This window comes from Hymenobacter plasmatis (assembly GCF_020711255.1).
Taxonomy (GTDB): Bacteria; Bacteroidota; Bacteroidia; order Cytophagales; family Hymenobacteraceae; genus Hymenobacter.
On sequence record NZ_JAJFAW010000007.1, the window covers coordinates 63838 to 77447 of the forward strand.

Annotated in this window: 8 protein-coding genes; 6 read left to right on the forward strand and 2 right to left on the reverse strand. The window is 62.3% G+C overall.

The features are described 5' to 3' along the window. The first annotated feature begins 114 nt into the window (after nucleotides 1-114). From LJ738_RS06945 to LJ738_RS06970, 6 genes are all read left to right on the forward strand, one after another. On the forward strand, nucleotides 115-1254 hold the full coding sequence (locus LJ738_RS06945; protein ID WP_227785585.1) for a cystathionine gamma-synthase: 1140 nt from the start codon (nucleotides 115-117) through the stop codon (nucleotides 1252-1254). Nucleotides 1255-1396: 142 nt separating this feature from the next. Then, nucleotides 1397-2272 carry a maleylpyruvate isomerase N-terminal domain-containing protein gene (locus LJ738_RS06950; protein WP_227785586.1) on the forward strand — a complete coding sequence of 292 codons (876 nt, stop codon included), beginning with the start codon at nucleotides 1397-1399 and terminating at the stop codon, nucleotides 2270-2272. 217 nt (nucleotides 2273-2489) lie between these two features. Then, on the forward strand, nucleotides 2490-3320 hold the full coding sequence (locus LJ738_RS06955; protein ID WP_227785587.1) for a metallophosphoesterase family protein: 831 nt from the start codon (nucleotides 2490-2492) through the stop codon (nucleotides 3318-3320). Next, nucleotides 3320-3943, forward strand: coding sequence for a hypothetical protein (locus LJ738_RS06960; RefSeq protein ID WP_227785588.1), 624 nt, complete (start codon nucleotides 3320-3322; stop codon nucleotides 3941-3943). Before LJ738_RS06955 ends, LJ738_RS06960 begins: the two co-directional genes overlap by 1 nt. Before the next feature lie 865 nt (nucleotides 3944-4808). Then, a complete protein-coding gene (locus LJ738_RS06965; RefSeq protein ID WP_227785589.1) occupies nucleotides 4809-7580 on the forward strand; it encodes a TonB-dependent receptor in 2772 nt (923 codons plus the stop codon). Between the two features lie 459 nt (nucleotides 7581-8039). Next, entirely contained in the window at nucleotides 8040-10877 is a 2838-nt protein-coding gene (locus LJ738_RS06970; protein WP_227785590.1) for a TonB-dependent receptor, read from the forward strand. 102 nt (nucleotides 10878-10979) lie between these two features. On the opposite strand, the gene LJ738_RS06975 is transcribed toward LJ738_RS06970, so the two are convergent. Both LJ738_RS06975 and LJ738_RS06980 read right to left on the reverse strand, forming a co-directional pair. Then, entirely contained in the window at nucleotides 10980-12428 is a 1449-nt protein-coding gene (locus LJ738_RS06975; RefSeq protein WP_227785591.1) for a hypothetical protein, read from the reverse strand. A 105-nt stretch (nucleotides 12429-12533) separates the two neighbouring features. Beyond that, on the reverse strand, nucleotides 12534-13562 hold the full coding sequence (locus LJ738_RS06980) for an OmpA family protein (protein WP_227785592.1): 1029 nt from the start codon (nucleotides 13560-13562) through the stop codon (nucleotides 12534-12536). Between the last annotated feature and the right edge of the window lie 48 nt (nucleotides 13563-13610).

Consider the following 13610-nt stretch of genomic DNA (forward strand, 5'->3'; position numbering starts at 1 on the left):
TGAGTCTCACGTTTCAGCTTTGCCTTGGCCAGCATCCGTAACTTGCCGGCCCAAAGCGCCGGGCTTAGGCCGCGCGCTTGGGCTCGTACCCGTCAAATTCCCGCTCTTGTTTCTATGAAATTCGCCACCAAAGCCATCCACGCCGGCGTACACCCGGACCCCACCACCGGCGCCATCATGACGCCCATCTACCAGACCTCGACCTACGTGCAGCGCTCGCCCGGCGACCACAAGGGCTACGAGTATTCGCGCACCCACAACCCCACCCGCAGCCAGCTGCAGGACGCCCTGGCGGCCCTCGACAACGGCAAGCACGGCCTGGCATTTGCCTCCGGCATGGCCGCCATCGACTGCGTGGTGAAGCTGCTGCAGCCTGGCGATGAGGTGATTTCGACCAACGACCTCTATGGCGGCAGCTACCGCTTGTTTACGAAAGTGTATGAGCCGCTGGGCATCAAATTCCACTTTGTACCCATGCACGACATGGAGGCCGTGCGCGCCGTGGCCGGCCCCAAAACCAAGCTGATTTGGGTGGAAACCCCCACCAACCCGCTGCTCAACGTCATCGACATAGCCGCCGCGGCGGCCGTAGCCAAGGAGTGCGGCGCCCTGCTGGCCGTCGACAACACTTTCAGCACGCCTTATCTGCAAACCCCGATGGATTTGGGGGCCGACATCGTGATGTATTCGCTCACCAAGTACATGGCCGGCCACTCTGATACCGTGATGGGCGCCCTGGTGGTGAAGGACGACGAGCTGCACGAGCGGCTGCGCTTCCTGCAGAACGCCTGCGGTGGCACGCCCGGCCCGCAAGACTGCTTTCTGGTGCTGCGCGGCCTTAAAACCCTGCACATCCGCATGCAGCGGCACTGCGAAAACGGCCGCGCCGTGGCCGAATTCCTGCGCCAGCACCCCAAGGTGGAAAAGGTGTACTGGCCCGGCTTTGAGAACCACCCCAACCACGCTATTGCGGCCAAGCAAATGCGCGATTTCGGCGGCATGATGTCCTTCGTGCTCAAGGGCGACCGCCAGGAAGATGCCATTGCTGTGCTTGAGAAGTTCAAATACTTCACCCTGGCCGAAAGCCTGGGCGGCGTGGAAAGCCTCAGCGGCCACCCCGCCTCTATGACGCACGCCAGTATCCCAGCCGAGCAGCGCCGCAAATCGGGCCTGAGCGATTCGCTCATTCGCCTGAGCGTAGGAATTGAAGACGCTGAGGACTTGATTGAGGATTTGGCTCAAGCCATTGGCTAGGCAGAGCTTCTGGTCTTCCGGAAGCTTCGGAAAACAAACAAGAACGTCATGCTGAGCTTGTCGAAGCATCTCGCTTGTGGTAGTAATCCTTTCTTGCCATTGGATTTACTATTGCACGCGAGATGCTTCGACTGCGCTCAGCATGACGTTCTTTCTTTACAAGCTCCCCATTGCAATGCTACCCATCCCCATCATCACCCTGCCGCTCTTTCCAGTGCTGGACCAGAAGCTGTTGGAACTGCTGCGCTCCTTGGCGCCTGCCGACTGGCTGCTCCCAACCTTGGCCCGGGAGTGGACGGTGAAGGACTTGGCGGCACACTTACTCGATGGCAACCTGCGCACGCTCTCGATGCTGCGCGACGGCTATTATGGAGAAACGCCGCCGGAAGACCCGGATTCCTACCCTGGCATGGTGTGCTACCTCAACCGCCTGAATGCCGACTGGGTACGGGCCACCCGGCGCCTCAGCCCCACGGTGCTGATTGAGCTGCTGGCTCAATCCGGCCCGGAATACACGGCTTACCTGGCCACGCTCGACCCGTGGGCGCCGGCGGCCTGGCCCGTGGGCTGGGCCGGCGAAACCGAGTCGCTCAACTGGTTTCACATTGCCCGGGACTATACCGAAAAGTGGCACCACCAGCAGCAGATTCACGCGGCGGTGGGCGGCCCGGGCTTGTTGACCAAAGAGCTGTTTTACCCATTTCTGGAAACCTGCCTGCGCGGCTTGCCGCACGCTTACCGGCAGGTGGCCGCGCCGCTGGGTACGGTGGTTCAGGTACGCATCGACTCGCCCATTGGGGGCGTGTGGCAACTGGTGAAAGCCGCCGATGCCTGGTGCCTCCAGACTCCCGCAGCCGCCAGTACCGCGCCGGCCGCCGAGGTGACACTCAGCCCGGGGGTGGCCTGGCAGCTCTTCACCAAGGGGCTTAGCCCAACTCAGGCCCGTGAGCGCACGCAGCTCAGCGGCGACCCGCAACTGGCGGAAGCGGCGCTCCACCTGCTGGCCGTGATGGCCTGACGGTGGGCTAAAGCCAGGGCCAGTGAAATAACCGGAACCGGAAATCGTCTGGGTAGCTAAGTGGCGGTGGCTCACCCGCCATGAGCTTTTGATTGAGGCAAAGCACGAGCGTACCCACATTAAAACTTCGTTAAAAACAGCGCTATAGCCAACTAGATTAATCTAAGCCCTGTTTAAGGACTATTTACAGTTCCCGGCTCGCTGCTGGCCTTCTCCCATGCCCTCCCTTCCTTTTCTGCGCCGCTGTTCACGCGTCGCGCCCCTGGCCGCCCTGTTGGGCCTGGCGGGCTGCGATATGCTCGAATTCAGCCCCAACGACCACCGCGTCCCCGAGGAGTTTACCAACCTTACCCAGAAGAACCTGGCCAAGCTGCAGGCCAAGCCATTGCCCGCCGGCGATACCCTCCGCTTTGTTTTTACCGGCGATTCGCAGCAGTTCTACGACGAAGCTGAGGCCCTGGTGGCCAGCGTGAACCAGCAGCCGGGCATCTCCTTCCTGGTGGTAGCGGGTGATATTTCCGACTTTGGCCTCGGCCGCGAAATGCGCTGGGTAGATGAGAAGCTGCGGCGCTTGTACATGCCCTACGTGACCGTGGTGGGCAACCACGACCTGGTGGGCAACGGCCGCGAGGCCTACCAGCACATCTTCGGCGCCCTGGATTATTCCTTCGTGTACGGCGAAACCAAGTTTACCATGGTGGATACCAACGGACGCGAATACAATTTCAACGGCCAGGTGCCCAACCTGGGCTGGCTGCGGCCCCAGCTGGCCAGCCTCGACGGGGCCCGGCGGCAGGTGGTTATCTCGCACGTACCGCCCACCAACGAAGATTTTGACCCGGCCCTGCGCGCGCCCTACGTGCAATCCCTGCGTGAGGCCCGTGGCCTGGTATTCAAAATGAACGGCCACAACCACTCCTCCAGCATCAGCCAGCCCTTCAACGACGGCGTGACCTACGTGAACTCCGACGCGTTTTCGGAGCGCCACTACATGGTGGTGACGGTGTGGGGCGACAAGCAGTTTCGCATTAAACGGGTAGCATTCTAATGAAAACGTACTTGCTATCTGCCTTCCTGTTGGCGGCGCTGGGCGCCCAGGCCGCCGGCCCACCCGATACGGCCGCGGCGCGGCGGCCCCCCGTGGAGCACCCATGGTACCGGCCCAGCCACCTGGTGCTCCAAACCGGCGGTGGGCTGGGCATGGTGGCCGGCGGTGCGGGCTACGAATTTGCCAAAGACCGCCTGGAAACCGACGTTCTAATCGGTTACGTGCCCAAGCGCTACGCCGGTTCCACACTCAGCCTGGCCTCGCTGAAGTTCATGTACTCGCCTTTCCGACTGCGGGTGACCGAGCAGGTGCAGGTATTGCCCATAACTGTGGGCGCGTATTTTAGCTATACTCACGGCACCGTGAATGACGAGATAAAGGGCCAGTATTCGAGCGACTACTACTGGTTTTCGACCGATACCCGCTACGGCCCGCTGGTGGGTGGCCGCGTTACCTATCTTACGGCGCCGGTGCCAGCTACCGGGCTGCCCCGCAAAGTGTCGTTTTACTACGAGCTGGGCAGCAACGACCTCTACCTGGCCAGCTACCTCAACAACCGCAACGGTGGGCTGGGCATCGGCCAGCTTCTGACCCTGGCGCTGGGCGTTAAAGCTGATTTTTAAGTAGTACAGTAATAGCCGATTGGTTGACAAAAAGCCGTCATGTTTCAGCTCCGCTCTGCATGACGGCTTTTTATTGCCCGCGCTCAACAGTTTCGGTAGGCCATCAAGAGCAGTTTCGGAGTCGCTGGGCAGTAGCGCGGACTTTTAGTCCGCTATGCAGTAGGCGGCACGGACTCGCGGACTAAAAGTCCGCGTTACCACCCAGCCGTATGCTCGCTTTGAAACCGCTCTAATCAGCCCAATTTTCTTCTGTAGCTTCAGCAATGTTCGGTAGGGGAGATACCTAAGGCATGTTATAAAATCCCGGCAGTAGTTGAGCTAAACCCAACACTGGGCTTGCACGCGGGAGGACAATCGAGAAATTATTTAAACCATTTGATAACTCCTCGACTTATACAGGCTCGATTTCGGGCGCTGATGCAGCCCGGGTGTTAGATTATACTGTTGCTACGTGATACAATTACTCTCAGCCGCGCCTCACTTGCAGGCAATTGGGCTGAATACAACCTGCTTTCCCTTAAATACTTCCAGCCAGTTCGTGCCCGTGGGCGCCACTGTAGCTGGCTGCTGTTACTGTTGTAGCAAGTAGTTGGTTGCCGGCGGCCCTGCGGCTGGCGACTTCGTTCTAATTCGGGCTGGGCAAATGGGGCGCGGTAACGTGCCAACTGCTGCCGGCCGCCGTCTTAGAATGCCGTGACCTGATTGGTCCATCTCTCTTTCTCGGGTTTTTTCAGTTCCTCTGGTAGCTCCGGCGCGCTTTGGCGTGGCCGGAGCGGTCCACTTTTCTTTTTCTGGCTTTCCCGTTGCGCAAAATCGGCCCATGGTGGCTACCCGCAACGAATAGCCCTTTTCCCCCTTCTTACTTATGAGTAATCCATTTATTACCCGCACCGGGCTGGTGGCGCTGCTGTTGTGGCTGACTACCGTGGCCGTCTGGGCGCAAAATATTAGCGTGACGGGCCGTGTACTGAACACCGCCGGCCAAAGCCAGCCCGGCGTAACGGTGCTGGAGCAAGGCACCACCAACGGCACCTCGACCGATGGCGAAGGCCGCTTCAGCCTGAGCAACGTGCCCAGCACAGCCACCCTGGTTTTCTCTGCTGTAGGCTCCGTTACCCAGCAAGTGCCGCTCAATGGCCGCACCACCCTGGAAATCCGCCTGGCCGACAACCAAACCGAGCTCAACGAAGTGGTGGTGACGGGCTCGCGCGCCACCGAGGGCCGCTCCAACATCCTCACCACGTCGCCAGTGGATGTGATTTCGGCCCGCGAAATTCGCGCCTTTGCCCAAACCGACGTTACCCAAATCCTGACGTACATCGCGCCCTCTTTCCAGAGCACGCGCCAGACCGTGACCGACGGCACCGACTTTGTGGACCCCGCCACCCTGCGCGGCCTCGGCCCCGACCAGGTGCTGGTGCTGGTGAACGGCAAGCGGCGCCACACCTCGGCGCTGGTGAACATCAACGGCACACCCGGCCGCGGCTCGGTGGGCACCGATATGAACGTGATTCCGCCCGCGGCCATCAAGCGCATTGAGGTGCTGCGCGAGGGCGCGGCGGCCCAGTATGGCTCCGATGCCATTGCGGGCGTCATCAACATTCAGCTCAAGGACGACACCACGGGCGTGAACGTGAGCAGCACCGCGGGCCAAACCAGCAAGTCGGATGGCCAGCTATTTCAGGCCGATGCCAACGCCGGGTTTGGCCTGGGCCACCGCGGCTTTGTGAACGTGAGCGGGCAGTTCAGCAACCGCAGCTTTGTGGACCGCAGCGGCCTCGATACGGCCCCGCTCATTTACCTGGGCACCAGCGGTGGCGCGTACCCCGCGGGCCTCAGCTCCCAGCAGAAGCTTGATTTGAAAGCCCGCGACAATGCCCTGGTAAACCAGAACGGCTTCAACCGGCGCGACATTCGGGTGGGCAGCGCCGATACGCGCACCTACGGCAGCTTCGTGAACGCGGCCTACACCCTGGCGCCCAGCATTGGGCTGGAAGCCTATTTCTCGGGCGGCCTCACGCGCCGCACCGGCCGTTCGGGGGCACTCTACCGGCTGCCTACCGCCGTTACGCAATCGGACCCCGCCGTGTACCCCAACGGCTTCCTGCCGTTCATCAACAGCACCGTGAACGATGGCTCGGCTATTGTGGGCCTGCGGGGCCAGGTATTCGGCTTTGCGGCCGACCTGAGCAACACCTACGGCCGCAACGCCCTGCGTTACGACATCAGCAACACCATCAACGCCTCGCTGCCGCAGGGCACCAGCCCCACCGAGTTTTACGCCGGCGAGCTGGCCTTTCAGCAGAACACCACCAACCTGGGCTTCACCCGGAAATTTACCGACGTGGGGCTGCTGCCCACCGTGAACGTGGCCTTCGGCGGGGAGTTTCGGGTCGATAACTTCCAGATTAACCCCGGCGAAAGCGGCTCCTATATATTGGGCTCGCGCCAAGTAAACGGCGCGCCGGCCGCCGCCGGCTCGCAGGGGTTTGCCGGCTACCGGCCTTCCGACGCCCTGAACCAGTCGCGCACCAACGTGGCCGGCTACGTGGACCTGGAAAGCGACGTAACCGAGAAGCTGCTGGTGGACGTGGCCGGCCGCGCCGAACGCTACAGCGACTTTGGCTCGAACGTGAGCGGCAAAGTGGCTGCCCGCTACAGCATCCTCGACGCGCTGGCCCTGCGCGGCGCCATCAGCAACGGCTTCCGGGCGCCTTCGCTGCAGCAGCGCTTCTTCACCAACTCGAGCACGCAGTTTACCAGCGGCGAGCTGCGCGAGGTGCTGACCACCAACAACAACGACCCCATCACCCGCGCCTTTGGCATTGGGCCGCTGAAGCAGGAGAAATCGAATAACTACAGCCTGGGCCTCACCGCCCGCGTGGGCCGGGCCTTCACCCTCACGGCCGACGCTTACCAGATTGACATCCGCGACCGGATTGTGCTCTCCTCGCAGTTTAGCCGGGGTAATGCCGCCGTGGCGGCCATTCTCACCGCCAACCCGCGCCCGGGCCAAAACCCGGTGCAGGGCGTGCAGTTCTTCGCCAATGCCGTGAACACCCGCACCCGCGGCATCGACATCGTGGCCAACGAGCGCCTGACCCTGGGCGCCGACAGCCGCCTGACGCTAACGGCCGCCGCCAACTTCAACGAGACGCAGGTGCGCAGCTTCAACAGCTCCGCGTTCATCGACAACAACGCCAGCCTGCAAAACACCTTGTTTGACCGCGCCCAGCGGGCCCGCCTCGAAAACGGCCAGCCGCGCAGCAAAATCAACCTGAGCGCCGACTACGGCTACAAAATCTTCGGCCTGAACCTGCGCACCGTGCGCTTTGGCGAGGTGCAAACCAAGGACGCTGACCCCACCCGTTCCTTCATCGACCAGACCTTTGCTGCCAAGTGGGTGACGGACCTCACGCTGAGCGCCCAGCTCCTCAAGCAAGTTGGGCTGAGCGTGGGCGTGAACAACCTGTTCAACGTGTACCCCGACCGGCTCTACCTCGACCCCAACAACAACGAGCAAAGCCTGAACTACTCGACCCTCGACGCCACCAACCGCGGCCGCTTCGTGTACGGCTCCAACCAGTTCGGCATGAACGGCGCGTTTTACTTCGCCCGCCTGAACGTGACGCTGTAGCGTTATCGGTTTCAGCGACCTAAGCTAAGGCCAGCTCAATTATTGAGCTGGCCTTTTTGGTGTTGGCACCTCGGGTAACCAGCCGTGCCCTGGGAGCCTGCCCACGCCGGAAACCAGCTCAACCCCGAGCGGCCCAAGGAGGAGCTTAGTCAAGGTGCCTCATTGCCAAGGGCTTGACTTTGTGGGCCTCGGTCATTAGCTTGGGCTATCACAGCCCCCTGAGTTTATGCCTCTGCTTACTGCTCGCCTTCGGTGTTGTTGTCCGCCAGGATTCGGTTACGCCTGTCCATGAGGGTGCTAGCCGGCTGTAAGGTTGGCTTTTGTACAATTCCAAAAACTTTTTGCAGAAGATGTCCTGTGCTGGTTGGCCGGTGGGAAGGCCCTGACGACCAGCCAGAGGCTGCGGTTTTAAGCTCTTCTTTTTCAAATCTCTATATCTTTTTACCAACCTTTTTCCGCATGAAAAATCTTTTACTTATTCTGCTGTTGGTCCTGGGTGGGCTGACAGCGCAGGCCCAGAAAATAACCGTGACCGGCCGGGTGGTGGGGGCGTCGGGCGAGGGGCTGCCTGGCTCCACAGTGCTGGAGCGTGGTACCTCCAACGGCACCTCTACGAGCGGCAACGGCGAGTTTTCGCTTTCCGTCGCGCCCGAGGCTACGCTCACCATTCAAGCCATTGGTTTTGCCACCCAGCAGATTCCGGTGAACGGCCGCACCACCCTGCCCGACGTGCGCCTTGTGGCCGCGGCCCAGGACCTGAATGAGGTGGTGGTGACGGGCTCCCGCGCCAGCGAAGGCCGCTCCAACATCCTGACCACGGCCCCGGTCGACGTGATTTCGGCCCGCGAAATCCGCGCATTTGCCCAAACCGACGTGACGCAGGTGATGTCGTACGTGGCGCCTTCGTTTCAATCGTCGCGCCAGTCCATCTCCGATGGCACCGACTTTGTGGACCCCGCCTCGTTGCGCGGCCTCGGCCCCGACCAGGTACTGGTGCTCGTGAACGGCAAGCGCCGCCACAACCAGTCGCTGGTCAATATCAACGGCACCGTGGGCCGCGGCTCGGTGGGTACCGACCTGAACGTGATTCCCACGGCCAGCATCAAGCGCATCGAAGTGCTGCGCGATGCCGCCTCGGCCCTCTACGGCTCCGACGCCATCGCCGGCGTGATTAACATTCAGCTCAAGGATGACTCCACGGGTGTAAGTGCCAGCGGCCTCTATGGCCAAACCGTGGAGAGCGACGGCAAAACCGAACAGGCCGATTTTAACGTGGGAATTGGGCTGAACAAGCGCGGCTTTCTGGACCTGAGCGGCCAGTTCCTGAACCGCGGGTTTGTGAACCGGGCCCTGCGCGACACCTCGCCGCTCATTTACCTGGGCAACAACGGCGGCAACTACCCCAGTACGGCCACCACCGAGCAGGCCCGCCGCGACCTCAAGGCCCAGGACGACGCCCTGGTGGCCCAGAATGGCTTCAACCGCGTGGACATCCGGGTGGGCCAGTCGGCCACGCGCAACTTCGGCGGCTTCCTGAACAGCGCCTACCGCCTGGGCCAGGGCTACGAGGTGTACGTGTCGGGCGGGGCCAGCTACCGCACCGGCCGGGGCCCCGGCTTCAACCGCCTGCCCAGCCAGCCCACGCAGAGCGACCTGACCATCTTCCCGAATGGCTTTTTGCCCTTCATCAACACCACCATCTACGACCAGTCGGCCATCGTGGGCCTGCGCAAGACCATCGGCGGCTTTGCGGCCGACCTGAGCAACACCTTCGGCCGCAACGAGCTGCGCTACGACGTGGACGGCTCCATCAACGCCTCGCTGCCACTGAACCCGGCCCTGAACCCCACCAGTTTCTACGCCGGGCGCCTGGCTTTCCGCCAAAACACCACCAACCTGGCCTTGTCGCGCAAGTTTACCGACGTGGGCATGCTGCCTTCGGTGAACGTGGCCTTGGGCGGCGAGTTCCGGGTTGATAATTTCAAGATTGGCCGCGGCGAATACGCCTCCTACATCAGCGGCGGCCGCCAGGTGGTGACCAGCGCCCCGGGCGTGACGCCGGTGGTACTGGGCCCCGCCGCGGCGGGCGCGCAGGTGTTCCCCGGCTACCAGCCCCAGGATGAGGTAAACAAGTCGCGCACCAACGTGGCCGGCTACCTCGATTTGGAAAGCGACGTGTCCGAGAGGCTGCTGGTGCACCTGGCCGGCCGGGCCGAGCACTACTCCGACTTCGGCGGCAACCTGAGCGGCCAGGCCGCCGCGCGCTTCACCGTGGTAGAGGGCCTGGCCCTGCGCGGCTCCATCGGCAACGGCTTCCGGGCGCCCTCGCTGCAGCAGCGCTACTTCACCAACACCAGCACCCAGTTTGTGAGCGGCGTGCCCAACCAGGTACTCACCGTGAACAACGAAAACCCCATTGTCCGCAACGGCCTGGGCGGCAGCGGCCAGCAGGGCTTCGGCGTGGCGCCCCTCAAGCAAGAGAAGTCGACCAACTACAGCCTGGGCCTCACCGCCCGCGTGGCCCAAACCGTGACGCTAACGGTGGATGCTTACCAGATTGATATTTCCGACCGCATTGTGCTGTCCTCGCAGTTTACACGCACCAACCCCACGGTGAACACCATTCTGGGCACGCTGCCCGTGAGCCGGGTGCAGTTCTTCGCCAATGCCGTGAACACCCGCACCCGCGGCGTCGACATCGTGGCCACCGAGCGCCTGGTGCTGGGCGACAACAACCGCCTGACCCTGACGGCCGCTGCCAACCTGAACGAAACGGTGGTGCGCAGCTTCAACAGTACGTCGTCGACCGTAAACAACGACCCCACGCCCGGCACCGCTGGCCTGCAAAACACGCTGTTTGACCGCCAGCAGCGCGCCCGCCTCGAAAACGGCAACCCCCGCAGCAAAGTCAACCTGAGCGCCAACATCGGCCACGGCATCTTCAGCTTCGAAGCCCGCACCGTGCGCTTCGGCGAAATTCAGTACAAAGACGCCGACCCAGCCCGCTCGTTTCTGGACCAGACCTTCCGCGCCAAGTGGATTACCGACCTGACGCTGAGCGCCCAGGTTATCAAGCAAGTTGGGCTGACGGTGGGCGTAAACAACGTGTTCAACGTGTACCCCGACAAGTTTATCCAGAGCCCGCGCAACAACGAGTTCAACTTCTCGGCCGACCCCAACCTGAGCTATAACTCCTCACTCGACAACACCAACCGGGGCCGCTTCGTGTACCCGGCCAACCAGTTCGGCTTCATCGGGGCCTACTACTTCGCCCGCGTGAACGTGACGCTGCCGTAGGGTTACCTGCCTTTGCAAACAACAAAAAAGCCAGCCCAATTGGGCTGGCTTTTTTTGTGAGGAATGACGACTTCTGTGCCCAGCCCCACTCGGGGCGGGACGCTAGCGGCCAGCGTAGGAAAGCCGCGCCACCTGGCTGCCGCTCTGGTTACGGGCCAGGTACAAGCCGGCGGCAACGGCCGGGCCCGGGTGCCACACCAGGCTGCCATCGGCGGCGGTTAGCAGCTGCGCCACGGTGCGGCCCAACTCATCGCTAATGAGCACGGGCTGGCGGCCGGGTTGGGCAAGCTGAAAGCGCACTTCGTCTTGAAACGGCGAAGGGTAGGGCGGTTGGGCCAGCGGCTGGCGGGCAGGACGGATGGCTAGTAACTGCTGGATGACCACCACGGGTACCGTCAAGACTTCGGCGCCGGGCACCGGGCACGCGTTGTCGGTGGCGGTGGCCGTCAGGGCGTAGCGGCCTAGTGGCTGGGTAGCCGGCACCTGCCAGGTCAGCAACCCCTGGCCATTGCCGAGGTCCTGAAAGGTGGCGCCAGGAAAGACGGCCGGCACATGGCTGCTCAGGGCCAACACCTGCCCCGCATCGGCATCCGTGGCCGTTACCGTGAGCGAAAGCGTCTGGCCGGCGTTCACGCGAATGGTTTGGCCCAGGAGTTGGCTACCTGGGCTGCCGGTGCGGGCCACGCGCGTAAAGGCGGGCAGCTGGTTGTTGCTGAGCACCACCCAGTAGTCCATGTCCCGCGTGATGCTGCCAATCTGCTGCCAGCTGCCGCTTATGCGCCGGTACTCGTCGATGCGCACGGCCAGGGCATAAATCCCTTGCGTTGCCTGCCCGCTGCCGGTGAGTAGCTGGCCGGTAGCCGCATTAATTTGAAAATGCGGCGCGATGGGCCCGGCCGTAGCCGCGCCGCAGCCCGGCGATGTAGTGGGAGCCGCCAACGGCTGCACGAGCTGGTACACCAGCGAATCGCCTTCGTTGTCGTAGGCATTCAGGCTGAAAGACCGCGCCTGCAGGCCGGAAAGCTGAATGAGCTCAGCGGTAGTAAACCGGGGCGAGGAATTTATCAGGCCGGTTGCATTGTGCAGCTCGGCCTTCACATAAATGCTTTGCATTTCCGATTTGGCCATGTTAACCAACCCAGAGCGTCGGTTCTCTCCGTTAATGCTCAGCGTCCAATCAGCAGGCGGAAGCTGCACCAGCCCCTCCAACGTGGTTACCCGGTAGTAGATGCCGCCACTAGCGCCACTGGTGGCGCAGCCTTGGCTTAGGGTTACCTCGGCCGTGCGTATCAGGTGAGTGGTGAAGCTGCCGGCCTGGGCCGTGCCGCACCCGTTTTTTCCGCAGGTCAACAAGATGTCCGTATCCTGAACCACTGCATTGGCATCCAGAAACAACCGCACCGTAATGCGGTACTGATTGGGCAGCGCCGCCGTGCCGGCATACGCATAGGTAAGGTCGGCCCCCAGCCAGTGAGAGGCACGGGCCGCCAGGCAACTGCCCCACCATAAAACCAGAAGCAATGTGCTGCGGAAGAGGAAAGATGGACGCATCGCCGTATTGAAGAGGTAGAAACGAAACACCAGCCCGACAGCGGGTGCCGGGCTGGTGAAAGTAACGTGAATCAGAGGGTTACTGGTATTGGTTGCCCGTATTATTTATTTGCCAGTAGGAGCAGCGGCCGCTGGGGTGGCCGAGTTGCTGTCCAGAATCTGAAACAGGTCGTCGAGCTTGGGGGTGAGGATGATTTCGGTGCGGCGGTTCATGGCCTTGTTCTGGGGCGTGTCGTTGGCCGCGACGGGCACGTACTGGCCGCGGCCCGACGCCGTGACGCGCGCCGGCGGCACGCCGCTGGCGGTGAGCAGGCGCGCAATTTCGGTGGCGCGCAGGGCGCTCAGGTCCCAGTTGTCGGTGAGGCCGGCGGTGCCGCGCATGATGGGCACGTTGTCGGTGTGGCCTTCCACTACCACGTTCACGTCTTTCTGCTCCTGCAGCACCGTGGCGAGCTTCTTAAGGGCCTCCTGGCCTTTGGGGTCCACCTTCGTGGAGCCGGATTTGAACAGCAGCTGCTCGGAAAGCGACACGTACACCTTGCCATCTTTCAGCTTCACCTGCAAGTCGCTGGAGTTGAAGCTGAGCAGGGCCTTGCTCACGCGGGCCTTCAGGTCGTTTACAGCCTTGTCCTTTTCGGCGAGGGCTTTGGTGAGCTCGGTGAGCCGGGCTTCGCGCACCTTGAGGTCGGCGGCGAGGCGGTCGTTTTCGGCTTTGCTCTTCTGCAGGTTGGTGTCGAGTTCGCCCAGCTCGGCTTCGCGGCGGGCCAGGTCCTTGGCTACTTTGTTGTAGTCGGAGGATTTGTTGGCCAACTCCCGGTCGCTGTTCTTGAGCAGCTTGTCGTAGCTGTTGTTGAGCTCGTTGTAGAGGGTGCGGGTTTTGCGGTAGGCGGCGCCGGTTTCGGCAGAGTCCGTCACGAGGCGCTTTTGCGTGAGGCGCAGCTGGGCCAGTTCGTCGCTGGCTTTCTTGAGCTCGGCCGTGGCACCAAGGTACTGGCGCTCGGCGGTGGCTTTGCCGTCGGCGTCGGCCTTCTGGCGGGCGCTCAGGTCGTCGTATTTCTTGGCGGTTACGCAGCTGTTGAGGGCGGGCGCCGCCAGCAGCGACAGGGCCAGCAGGGCAGGGGAGAAGTTTTTCACGTAATAAATAGAAGGCTGAATTTCGGGCGGTGGAAGGCCGGGCAGTCC